The organism is Brevibacterium sanguinis (assembly GCF_039528855.1).
GTDB classification, from domain to species: domain Bacteria; phylum Actinomycetota; class Actinomycetes; order Actinomycetales; family Brevibacteriaceae; genus Brevibacterium; species Brevibacterium sanguinis.
The window spans coordinates 207,888-219,013 of the sequence record NZ_BAAAMB010000006.1 but is presented as its reverse complement, the minus strand read 5'-3'; the positions used below and the strand labels follow the sequence as shown (position 1 = coordinate 219,013).

10 protein-coding genes are annotated in these 11,126 nt (G+C 69.2%); 6 read left to right on the top strand and 4 right to left on the bottom strand.

All coding sequences use genetic code 11. The features are described from left to right. Positions 1–27: 27 nt before the first annotated feature. From ABD154_RS07785 to ABD154_RS07770, 4 genes are all read right to left on the bottom strand, one after another. On the bottom strand, positions 28–798 hold the full coding sequence (locus tag ABD154_RS07785) for an ABC transporter ATP-binding protein (protein ID WP_344250982.1): 771 nt from the start codon (positions 796–798) through the stop codon (positions 28–30). After that, positions 791–1,645 carry an ABC transporter permease gene (locus ABD154_RS07780; protein ID WP_332839542.1) on the bottom strand — a complete coding sequence of 285 codons (855 nt, stop codon included), beginning with the start codon at positions 1,643–1,645 and terminating at the stop codon, positions 791–793. Before ABD154_RS07780 ends, ABD154_RS07785 begins: the two co-directional genes overlap by 8 nt. A 77-nt stretch (positions 1,646–1,722) precedes the next feature. Beyond that, positions 1,723–3,051: an FAD-dependent oxidoreductase gene (locus ABD154_RS07775; RefSeq protein ID WP_344250979.1), complete on the bottom strand. Its 1,329-nt coding sequence runs from the start codon at positions 3,049–3,051 to the stop codon at positions 1,723–1,725. 235 nt (positions 3,052–3,286) lie between these two features. Then, entirely contained in the window at positions 3,287–4,801 is a 1,515-nt protein-coding gene (locus ABD154_RS07770; RefSeq protein WP_344250977.1) for an alanine/glycine:cation symporter family protein, read from the bottom strand. 110 nt (positions 4,802–4,911) lie between these two features. Here ABD154_RS07770 and ABD154_RS07765 point away from each other — a divergent pair, with 110 nt between their 5' ends. From ABD154_RS07765 to ABD154_RS07740, 6 genes are all read left to right on the top strand, one after another. After that, a complete protein-coding gene (locus ABD154_RS07765) occupies positions 4,912–5,844 on the top strand; it encodes a dihydrodipicolinate synthase family protein (protein ID WP_344250975.1) in 933 nt (310 codons plus the stop codon). Positions 5,845–5,906: 62 nt separating this feature from the next. Then, positions 5,907–6,914 carry a proline racemase family protein gene (locus tag ABD154_RS07760; RefSeq protein WP_344250973.1) on the top strand — a complete coding sequence of 336 codons (1,008 nt, stop codon included), beginning with the start codon at positions 5,907–5,909 and terminating at the stop codon, positions 6,912–6,914. A 35-nt stretch (positions 6,915–6,949) separates the two neighbouring features. Then, positions 6,950–7,732 (top strand): GntR family transcriptional regulator, encoded by a 783-nt coding sequence (locus tag ABD154_RS07755; RefSeq protein WP_344250971.1) that lies wholly within the window; start codon positions 6,950–6,952, stop codon positions 7,730–7,732. Then, on the top strand, positions 7,729–9,063 hold the full coding sequence (locus ABD154_RS07750) for an NAD(P)/FAD-dependent oxidoreductase (protein ID WP_344250969.1): 1,335 nt from the start codon (positions 7,729–7,731) through the stop codon (positions 9,061–9,063). Before ABD154_RS07755 ends, ABD154_RS07750 begins: the two co-directional genes overlap by 4 nt. Next, positions 9,060–9,437, top strand: coding sequence for a (2Fe-2S)-binding protein (locus ABD154_RS07745; RefSeq protein WP_344250967.1), 378 nt, complete (start codon positions 9,060–9,062; stop codon positions 9,435–9,437). The genes ABD154_RS07750 and ABD154_RS07745 overlap by 4 nt, the downstream gene beginning before the upstream one ends. Then, positions 9,434–11,107, top strand: a complete 1,674-nt coding sequence (locus tag ABD154_RS07740) for an FAD-dependent oxidoreductase (RefSeq protein ID WP_344250965.1) — start codon at positions 9,434–9,436, stop codon at positions 11,105–11,107. Before ABD154_RS07745 ends, ABD154_RS07740 begins: the two co-directional genes overlap by 4 nt. Positions 11,108–11,126 lie beyond the last annotated feature (19 nt).

Here is an 11,126-nt window from a genome sequence, read left to right as displayed (position 1 = left end):
AGAGTTCTGCTCTGGACGCGGCAGTGCCTACTTGAACGACTCGTACTCGTTGACGACGTCGTCGGTGGGGCCGTCGGCGCGCAGGACGCCCTTCTCGATCCAGATCGTGCGGTTGCACGTATCGCGGATCGACCGCATCGAATGCGACACGAGGAACACCGTTCCCGCGTTCTCCCGGATCTCACGGATCCGGCCCTCACTGCGCTGCTGGAACTTCTTGTCACCCACGGCCAGCGCCTCGTCGACGATGAGGATCTCATGCTGAACGGCCGTGGCGATCGCGAACTTCAGCCTCTGCGACATCCCTGAGGAGTACGTGCGCATGGGCATATCGATGAAGTCACCGAGGCCGGTGAAGTCGACGATGTCGTCGAACTTCTCCTCGACCTGCGACCGGGTCAATCCCAGCGCCAGACCACCGAGGATGATGTTGCGGGCACCGGAGAGATCCGGGATGAGCGCGGCACCGACACCGAGGAGATTCGGCCGCGCACTCGCATAGACCGCGCCCTCCGAGGTCGGAGTGAGCCCGGTGATCGCGCGCATGAGCGTCGACTTGCCGGAGCCGTTGCTGCCGATGACGCCGATCGACTCATTCGCGTGCGCGACGAAGCTCACGCCCTTGAGCGCATGCACCTCGCGCAGTCCGCGGGTCTTCTGCAGCAGCCCACCACCGGCGCCGAGCTTGAGCCGCTTGCCCGTGGCGAGCGTCTTGTACCGGACGTGGACGTTATCGGCGATGACGACGGGCGGGGTCGTTTCGGTCACCTCGGCGGGGGCCTTCTCTGTCTCACTCATCGCGACCATACCTTTCCTCTGCCAGCCAGAAGAAGACGAAGCCGAAGGCGAAGATCGCGAACGCCCAGATCGCGAAGTAGCCGAAGTACTCATACGGGATCTCGTAGCCGTTCATGAGGATGCCGCGGCTGATCGAGAGCACCTCGTTGAGCGGGTGCCAGTCGGCCAGCGGCTGGAGTTCGGGCCTTCCGAGTCGGTCGATCATCTCATTGAGGGAGAAGAAGACACCGGACGTGTAGAAGATCATCCGCGAGATGAACGGGGTGACCTGGCTGAGGTCCCTGAAGTGGACGGTGACGCGCGCGAAGATGAACGCAACTCCCTGGCAGAAGATCCAGAAGAGGATGATGAGCGGGATGAAGAGGAGCCACTCCCACGACGGCCTCGCCCCGTAGAGCACCGCAACGATGACCATGAGCGCCATCGTCGGCATGAAGTTGAGCAGGTTCTGCATGACCGTCGCGATCGGCAGCACGATTCGCGGGAACGGCAGGGATTGGACGAGAGAGGCGTTCGAGATGATCGACTTCGCACCGCCGTTCATCGACGAGTTGAAGAACTCGAGCATGAAGACGCCGATCACGACGAACGGCACGAAATCATCCGGCCGCACTCCGGCACCCTTGAGCAGGACGCCGAAGATCGTGCCGTAGATGAGCGCCGAGAACGTCGGCCGCAGCACGACCCAGAGCATGCCGAGGCGGTTGCGTTCGTTCTCACTCTGTATGCGATACCGGGCGAGCGTGAGCGTGAAGTCGCTTCGCTTCCACAGCTGCTTGATGTACGCAGGGAGCGACGGACGCCCACCCACTCTGCTGAGTCCATGCTCGGCAGCAAGCTTGGCCATGTCCATGTAGGTGAAGATTCTCTCGTCGGAAACTGGGACGGAACACAGGAAGTCTACGCGATGAGCCCTGCCGGAACTCACAAGCGACTGTGAGCCTTGAAGTCGAATTCGGGGTCCTCGAGCTGCGCTCTCGTCGGCATCGGCCGATCGGCGCCGAGCACCCGCCGAGCCGCCGCCTGCATGGGCGGCCAGTTGAGCGTCTCGACCCCGATGAGCGCAGCCTCCGGCTCCGGCCCGGCGAAGTGGAACACCTGGAATTTCGTCCCGCTCGGATCGCTGCGCTGCACCGTGTCCTGCGCATCAGGGCTGGTCAGACCTGCAGTGAAGACCTTCTCCGGACCCTGGAAGCTCCAGTGCCAGGGAACGTCGGACCACGGTGCAGGCTTGCTGGGAGTGGGTCCGTCGGCGCCCGGCGTGAGGTCGTCGTCCTCGCCGAGGATGTGCTCGGCCAGGTACTTCCCGTGGCTCTCCGCGACCGGTTCGCACGCCCACGGATGATCGATCGCGAACCGTCCGCCGGTGATGTGGGCACAATCACCTGCCGCCCATACTCCCGGGTAGGCCGTGGCGAGGTGCTCATCGACGTCCCAGGCGAACGTCGGCACCTCACCCGGGGCCGGGCCCTCCGGGTCGGCGGAATGCTCGTCCGTCGTCGGCAGCGCCCCGTCGATGGGGATGCGCACGGGCCGGGCGCCCACGCTGGTGACGAAGAGCGTGTGCTCGCCGGCCGGGATGTCCGCGTTGTCCGTGTGGTCGGTGACGAAGCGGACTCCCGCGGCCTTGTGCTTCTCGAACAGCGCCCGTCGCACCGGCGCCGAGAGTTGCCGTCGCAGCGGCTCGTCCCCGCGCAGGTACACCGTCGCCTCATGCCCGGCGGCGACCGCGGCGGTCGCGACCTCCATCCCGAGGTACCCCGAACCGAGGACTCCGACGTTGAGAGGGGCGGTCGCCTCGGCGACGAAATCACGGATCCACTCCGCCTCGCCGAGGTTGTAGACCGGCAGCGCATCCGGGTACCCGGGGATCTCCGGCCGGTTGGCCTCCATCCCCGTCGCGAGAATGCAGTGCGTGAAGTCGAGCGTCTCCCCCGACCCGAGGTGGACGGTGCCGGCGAGGCGCTCGGAACCGGGCTGGAAGAGGGCTTCCGGCTGGGACTCGGGCGCCGCCTCGGCGAGGGTGATCGAGACAGCCCGGTCGCGGACGAACGTGATGAGCTCACTGTCCTCGAGATGATAGGGAAGGTGGTAGCGGGAATCGTCGAAGAGGTGCTTGGACAGGGGCGGACGCTCGTACGTGTCCCCGGCCTCCGGATCGATGAGGGTGACGGGCTGGCCGCGCTGGCTCAGCTCCCTGGCAGCGGTGGTTCCGGCGAGGCCGGCACCGATGATGACGATCTGTTTGCCCATGTTCCCCATGCTAGTCGGGGTTCGGGAGCTGTCTCCTCACCCGGTGAACGGGTGGGGCAGCGGGGACATCAGCCGCATTGTCAGGGGTGCTTGACGGGGTGCCTTGCTCGTTGCAGGAGACGACCGCGGAGAGGCGGTCCGCACGGCTCGATCAAGCGGAAGTGCGGATAGCGGGCCGTGCTCGCGCGGCTATCCGCGCTCCCACTTGATCGACGGTCGGGGCGTGCCCGGCTCCTCACCGCTGAGTCGTGTCCGCCTCCTCACCGGCCAGCACCGCGTTGTGCCGGCGCGCGACGAGCACGGCGGCCGGCGGGTTGTCGCCGGTCCAGGCGGTCGCCCCGCGGATCCCGAGCTTCGTCGGATCGAAGACGGGGTCGAGGCCCATCTTCTTCTGCGCCGTGTAGTCGCGCAGCACCTTCGCCACGAGCGGGGCGAGGAAGACGAGGCAGATCATGTTGATCCAGCCCAGCGAGCCGTACCCGATGTCGCCGATGCCCCAGATGAGATCGGCCGGGGCGACCGCGGAGACGAAGGCGATGACGATCATGACGCCCTGGATGAGGCGCTTGACGACACCCAGGCGCTTCCCGTCGAAGAGATAGGCCGCCGCCGAGGTGGCGATGTAGTTGAACGCGATGAGCGTCGTGAACGCGAAGAGGAAGAGCGCGAGCGCGACGAAGACCGGACCGAACCCGGGGAAGACCGAGTCGAGGGCGATCTGCGTGTTCTCGGTGCCCGGCTCGAGACCGGGAAGGTGCTCGACGAGCGTGCGACCCGCCTCGGTGATGACGTTGTAGCTGTCGGTCATGAGGATCATCACCCCCGTCGCCGTGCACACGAGCACCGTGTCGACGTAGATCGAGAACGCCTGGACGATCCCCTGCTTCGCCGGGTGGGACACGGACGCCGCCGCCGAGGCGTAGGTGCCCTCACCGACGCCGGCGACGTTGGAGAACACGGCCCGGCGCACACCCCATGCGATCGCCGCGCCGATGATCCCGCCGAAGACCTCGTTGACCCCGAACGCCGAGGAGAAGACGAGCGCGAGGACGGCCGGGACCTGATCGAGGTTGACGCAGATGACGACGATCGCGAGCAGGATGTAGCCGGCGGCCATGAACGGCACCGCCTTGTCCGCGACCGCGGTGATCCGCTTCGTCCCGCCGATGACGATGATGCCGAAGAGGACGGCGACGATGAGCCCGGTCACCCACTCCGGCGCCCCGAACGCGACATTGGCGCTGTTGGCGATGTTGAACGTCTGCACCCCGGGCGCGAGCACCGCATAGAGGATCATCGTCGCGACCGCGGCGATGACGGCCAGCCACTTCTGGCCCAGCCCCTTCTCGATGTAATAGGGGATGCCGCCGCGGTACTCGCCGTCGACCTTGCGCTTGAACACCTGCGCGAGCGTCGACTCCGCGAACGCCGTCGCCCCGCCGAGGATGCCCATGACGATCATCCAGAACAGGGCACCGGGGCCGGCGACGGCGATCGCCGTGGCGACGCCGGCGATGTTGCCGACGCCGACGCGGCTCGAGAGGGTGAGCGCGAGCGCCTGGAAGCTCGAGATGCCCCCATCCTCCCCGCCCGAACTCTCCTTGAGGATCGCCACGAGGTCGGGAAGCCGGCGGATCTGCACGGCGCCGGTCCAGAGCGTGTAGAGCAGTCCGAGACCGAGGGCCATATAGGCCATGGGGTTCCAGATTCCTGTGTTGATGGTGCCGATGAGCTCAAGCAGCTCGTCCATTTGTCGACTCCTTTGTGACATGGACCTCTTTTGTGTACCATTGCACAGTAACATGTCACACAGCAGTGATGTAGCCCCGGAGGAATCCGGGCCGAACGAAAGGGAAGCCCATGTCGGAGAAGAAGCCCTGGCACGGAGTCATCGTCGCCACCGCCCTGCCCTTCACCGAGGACTACGCCGTCGACTACGACGCCTTCGCCGATCACGTCGCTTGGCTCGCCGCCAACGGCTGCGACGGCGTGGCCCCCAACGGCTCGCTCGGTGAGTACCAGACGCTCTCGGACGTCGAACGCGCCCAGGTCATCACCACCGCCGTCGAGGCCGCGCCCGCCGGGTTCAACGTCATGGCCGGCACCGGCGCCTACGGGGCACTGCAGTCCGCGCACTGGGCGGAGCAGGCGGCGAACGCGGGAGCCACCTCGGTGATGCAGCTGCCCCCGAACACCTACCGAGCCGATTGGGAGACCGTCAAGGACCACTACGCGACCGTCGCCTCCGTCGGTCTGCCCGTCGTCGGCTACAACAACCCCATCGACACGAAGGTCGACCTCGTCCCCGAACTCATCGCCGAGATCCATGCGGCCGGGAACATGGTCGGGGTCAAGGAGTTCTCCGGCGACCCGCGCCGGATCTACGAGATCACCGAGCTCGCGCCGACGATGGACATCCTCATCGGCACCGACGACACCGTCCTCGAGGTCGGGCTCGCCGGTGCCGTCGGCTGGGTGTCGGGCTACCCGAACGCGATCCCCCGCGCCTGCATCGAGCTCTTCGAGCTCTGCACCTCCGGCGACACCGCCGACCTCGTCCGGGCCCAGGAGATCTACCGCGACCTCCACTCCCTGCTGCGCTGGGACTCGAAGACCGAATTCGTCCAGGCGATCAAGCTCTCGATGGACGTCCTCGGCCTGCGCGGCGGCATCTGCCGGCCCCCGCGCCTGCCCCTGTCCCAGCCGCTCGTCGACCGCATCGTCGCCGACACCGAGGCCGCCGCGGACAAGGGGTATGCGAGCGAGACGCGGCCCGCCGTCGCCGCCGTCTGAGCCCGGCAGTATTCTGACCGGGACGACCCAGGTCGCCCCGGTCACTCAATGAGGAGGACACCATGCGCACGTCACGCGTCTATCACGCCGTCGACTCCCACACCGAGGGGATGCCCACCCGCGTCATCACCGGCGGGGTCGGCGAGCTGCCCGGGGCGACGATGGCCGAGCGCCGGACATGGTTCATCGAGAACTCCGATCACGTCCGCACCCTGCTCATGACCGAACCCCGCGGGCACGCGTCGATGTCCGGGGCGATCCTCCAACCGCCCACCCTCCCCGACGCGGACTGGGGCGTCCTCTTCATCGAGGTCTCCGGGTGCCTGCCGATGTGCGGCCACGGCACGATCGGCGTCGCCACCGTCCTCGTCGAGACCGGCATGGTTCAGGTCCAGGAACCCGTGACCACCGTGCGCCTCGACACCCCCGCCGGGCTCGTCATCGCCGAGGTGGCAGTCAGCGACGGTCATGCCGATTCCGTGACGATCACGAACGTCCCCGCGTTCGTCGACCGCCTCGGCGCCGAGGTGGACGTCGACGGACTCGGAACCGTGACCTACGATCTCGCGTTCGGAGGCAACTTCTATGCGATCGTCGACGTCGCCGACCTCGGCCTCGAGTTCAGGGAGGATCGGAGCAACAAGGACGACCTCCTCGGCGCGGGTCTGGCGATCATGGACGCGATCAATGCCACCGACGAACCCGTCCATCCGGAGCGGCCCGACATCGTCGGCTGCCACCATGTCTACCTCAAGGCCCCCGGGTCGACGGCCGCACGGTCCCGGCATGCGATGGCGATCCATCCCGGCTGGTTCGACCGGTCCCCGTGCGGGACGGGAACCAGCGCGCGGATGGCTCAGCTCCACGCCCGCGGCGAGCTGTCGCTGGAGACGGACTTCGTCAACGAGTCCTACATCGGGTCCCGGTTCGTCGGCCGGCTCGTCGCCGAGACGACCGTCGCGGGTCGGCCCGCCGTCGTGCCCACCGTCCAGGGGCGGGCGTGGGTGACGGGCACAGCACAGTACTTTCTTGATCCGAGCGATCCCTTCCCGGCGGGGTTCCTGCTATGAGTATCCTCATAGGCAGCCCACGAAAGGAATCCCCCATGGCCTCCCTCCCCCGCCTCGACCGTCCCCAGAACCTGCGCCAGTCCGTGCTCAACAGCCTGCGGACGGCGATCATCACCGGTGAGCTCGCCGAAGGGCAGCTTGTCTCCGCACCGGTCCTCGGCGAGCAGCTCGGGGTCTCGGCGACCCCGGTCCGTGAGGCGATGATGGACCTCTCCCGCGAGGGTCTTGTCGAGACCGTGAAGAACAAGGGATTCCGCGTCACGACGATGACGGAGAAGGACCTCGACGACCTCGCCCAGATCCGCCTCCTCGTCGAGCCCCCGGTCATGCACGCGGTGGCCGCGAACATCACCGAGGAGGCCTTCCCCGAGCTCATGCGCATCGCCGATGCGTGCACCCGCGGTGCCGCCGAGGAGGACCTCACCGCCTACCTCGCCAACGACCGGGAGTTCCACGCCCAGGTGCTCGCCTTCGCCGACAATCCGCAGCTCACGGAGCTCGCGACCTCGCTGCGTCAGCGCACCCGCCTCTACGGCATCGCCGGTCTTGCCAAGGAGGGCAAGCTCGTCGACTCCGCCCAGGAGCACCATGAGCTCATCCGACTGCTCCGCGACCGGGACGGGGCCGGCGCCGAGGCGCTCCTGCGCGCCCACATCGGCCACGCCCGCTCGATCTGGGCGACCGGGAGCACCGAGGCGGCCGGGGCGCACGATTCGGCGGGGGCCGGTGGGTCCGGGGCGGCCGGTGGGTCGTCGTCTGCTGCTGGTGGTTCTGCGGCCGGTAAGGTCCGGGGCGACATGACGGGTGAGGGCACATGATCGGGGCGACGACCAGTGCCTCGCCGGGAACCACCTCGACGACGGAGGCAGGCAGCGCTCAGTCACGAACCACCTCGGTGCGGACCGCCTCGGTGCGGACCGCCTCGGTGCGGACCTCCGATGTCATCGTCATCGGCGCCGGCATCGTCGGCTGCGCGGTCGCCTACTTCGCGGCCACCGCGGGCCTGAGCGTCACCGTCATCGACCGCGACCTGCCCGCCTCGGGAACGTCGTCGCGCTGCGAGGGCAACCTCCTCGTCTCCGACAAGGAACTCGGCCCCGAACTCGCCCTCACCCAGTACTCGCTGGGACTGTGGACGGGCGAGCTCGCCGAATTCGCCGCCCGCTGGGAGTTCGAAGCCAAGGGCGGGATCATCGTCGCCTCCCGGGACTCGAGTGTCGCCTCCCTCAACCGGGTCACCGGTGCCCAGCGGTCCTTCGGCATCAACGCGATCGCCCTCGACCCCGACCAGCTGCGCGAGCGCGAACCCCACATCACCCCGGCCGCACTCGGGGCCGCGTACTATCCCGAGGACTCCCAGGTCCAGCCGATGCTCGCCGCCGCACATCTCCTCGCCCTCGCCGTCGACCGCGGGGCCGCCGTCGTCACCGGTGCCCCCGTCACCGAGGTGGTCCGCACCGGCGACCGGGTCACCGGAGTCCGCACCCCGGCCGGGGACTTCGCCGCCGCCCACATCGTCAACGCCGCCGGCACCTGGGCGCCGGAGGTGGCCGCCCTCGCCCACGTCGACGTGCCCGTGATGCCGCGCCGCGGCTTCGTCATGGTCACCGAACCGCTGCCGCCGATGATCGGCCACAAGGTCTACGCCGCCGAGTACATCGACAACGTCGGCTCCTCGAGCGACAGCCTCCAGGCGAGCCCCGTCGTCGAGGGCACCCCGGCCGGCACGATCCTCATCGGCTCGAGCCGGGAGCGCGTCGGCTTCGATGCGACCGTGAGCACGGATGCGCTCGGCCTCATCGCCCGCAATGCCGCCGCGCTCTACCCGTTCCTCGCAACCACCCGCATCCTGCGCCACTACCACGGATTCCGCCCGTACAGCCCCGACCATCTGCCCGTCATCGGCCCCGATCCCCGGGCACCGGGCCTCTGGCACGCGTGCGGACACGAAGGCGCGGGCATCGGGTTGTCGGTGGGCACGGGCAAGCTGCTCGCCCAGGCGATGACCGGCGCCGAGGCGGACCTCGACCTCACGCCGTTCGCCCCGGAGCGCTTCACGGCAGGGCCCGCGACTGCGCCTGCGCCGGCCTCAGCTCGCGAGGGCGACCCTGTCCATCTCACCCCAGCCTCCCAGGAGGGATCAGCATGAGCGAGACCGTCACCGCGCGCTTCGATGACGCGCCGCTCACCGCCCCGGCCGGAGCGAGTGTCGCCGCCGCGCTCCTCGCCTCCGGTCGCACGAGCTGGCGGACGACCCGCACCGGTCGGCAGCGCGGACTGTTCTGCGGGATCGGAGTGTGCTTCGACTGCCTCGTCGAGATCGACGGGCAGACCGGGCAGCGCGCGTGCCTGGTCACCCTCGCCGACGGGATGGACGTCCGCAGCCACCGCGGTGCAGGTGAGGCCGAGCGTGAGCGCGATGGGTCGGGCGCGGGTGAGACCGGTGGGTCGCGGTCCGGGGAGACCGGTGGGTCCGGGTCCGGTGAGACCGATGGGTCGGCTGCCGGAGGCGAGCGCCCGTGAGTGTGCCGACCGTCGACCTCGTCATCATCGGTGCCGGGCCGGCCGGCCTTGCCGCCGCCGAGGCCGCACTGCACGAGTTCTCCGCGGAACCGCGCTTCGTCTCGACAAGGCGCAGTGCGGGAGCGGGTCAGCGTGGTGATGGTTCGGCCCCGCGCGGTGCCGGTGCGGACTCGACACCCGCCTCGGCGGGGAGGTCAGCGTCCCGGACCGACGCAGCCCCGCGCATCGTCGTCATCGATTCCGCCGACCAGCCCGGCGGCCAGTTCTGGCGTCACCGCACGGAAACCGCGGTCACCGACGATGGTCGCCTCCACCACGGGTGGGACGACTACCTCGCCCTGCGCGCCGGCTTCGATGCGGGCATCGCCGCCGGGATCATCGACTATCGGCCGGCCACCTCGGTGTGGATGGTCGAAGCACCGCCCGATCCGGTCAGCGCAGACGGCTCCGACCGTTCCGGATTCACCGTCCACACGGCACCGAGCCACGGAACCGCCCCAGCCGCCGGGCCCAGCGGGACCCCCTCCCCGGTCGTCCGCGCCCGCCGCCTCATCATCGCCACCGGCGGCTACGACCGGCAGCTGCCGATCCCCGGGTGGGATCTGCCCGGGGTCATGGCCGCCGGCGGCATCCAGGGGTTCGCGAAGCAGAACGGGATGGTGCCCGGTTCGCGCTTCGTCATCGCCGGCACCGGGCCGTTCCTCCTGCCCGTCGCCGCCAACGTCACCGACCTCGGCGGCAGCGTCGCCGCGGTCCTCGAGTCCTCGTCCCTGACCAGCTGGCTGCCCCACGCCCACCGGGCGGCCGGGGTCCCCGCCAAAGCGCTCGAAGGCGCCGAGTACGCGTGGACATTCCTCCGCCACCGCATCCCGTACCGGACGCGCACGGTCATCACCGAGATCCTCGGCGACGACCGGGTCGAGGCGGTGGCCACGGCCCGGATCGACCGCCTCGGCGCGGTCATCCCCGGCACCGAGGCGACGCTTGAGAACATCGACGCCGTCGGTCTGGGCTGGGGGTTCACTCCCCAGCTCGAGCTGCCGGTCGCGCTCGGGGCGCGCACCCGCGTCGACGTCGACGGCTCGCTGATCGCCGTCGTCGACGAGACCCAGCTGTCATCGGTGCCCGGGCTCTACCTCGCCGGCGAGGTCACCGGGGTCGGCGGTGCCGTGCTCGCCGTGGCCGAGGGGCGCCTCGCCGGTGCCCAGGCCGCCGCTGACGTCACCGGGACGCCCGCTGCCGACCGCACCGCCGATCACTCGCGGACCGCCGAACACCCGCGGGCCGTCGACCTGACCGCGGCGAGGCTGACGATCGCCCGGCACCGCGCGTTCGCCGAGGCGATGCACCGCGCCCACCCCGTGCCGCCGGGCTGGACGGAGCGGCTCACCCCGGAGACGATCGTGTGCCGATGCGAGGAGGTGCCGGCCGCGACCATCGCCGAGGCGCGTGCCACCCTCGAGGCCGACGACGCCCGAGCGCAGAAGAACATGACCCGCGCGGGCATGGGCTGGTGCCAGGGACGCGAATGTGGGTTCGCCGTCACGTGCCTCGCCACAGGCGCTCCCGCGGCGGCGTCCGAGTCCTCGTCCGTACACGCCTCCCTCGCCCAGACGATGAAGAGACCCGTCGCCCAACCCGTGCCGCTCTCGACGTTCTTCGACCTGTGACCGCCTGCGTCACCCAGCA

Coding starts and splice junctions, on each gene's coding strand:
- ABD154_RS07785 (WP_344250982.1), bottom strand. CDS start 798: ATGAGTGAGACAGAGAAGGCCCCCGCCGAGGTGACCGAAACGACCCCG.
- ABD154_RS07780 (WP_332839542.1), bottom strand. CDS start 1,645: ATGGCCAAGCTTGCTGCCGAGCATGGACTCAGCAGAGTGGGTGGGCGT.
- ABD154_RS07775 (WP_344250979.1), bottom strand. CDS start 3,051: ATGGGCAAACAGATCGTCATCATCGGTGCCGGCCTCGCCGGAACCACC.
- ABD154_RS07770 (WP_344250977.1), bottom strand. CDS start 4,801: ATGGACGAGCTGCTTGAGCTCATCGGCACCATCAACACAGGAATCTGG.
- ABD154_RS07765 (WP_344250975.1), top strand. CDS start 4,912: ATGTCGGAGAAGAAGCCCTGGCACGGAGTCATCGTCGCCACCGCCCTG.
- ABD154_RS07760 (WP_344250973.1), top strand. CDS start 5,907: ATGCGCACGTCACGCGTCTATCACGCCGTCGACTCCCACACCGAGGGG.
- ABD154_RS07755 (WP_344250971.1), top strand. CDS start 6,950: ATGGCCTCCCTCCCCCGCCTCGACCGTCCCCAGAACCTGCGCCAGTCC.
- ABD154_RS07750 (WP_344250969.1), top strand. CDS start 7,729: ATGATCGGGGCGACGACCAGTGCCTCGCCGGGAACCACCTCGACGACG.
- ABD154_RS07745 (WP_344250967.1), top strand. CDS start 9,060: ATGAGCGAGACCGTCACCGCGCGCTTCGATGACGCGCCGCTCACCGCC.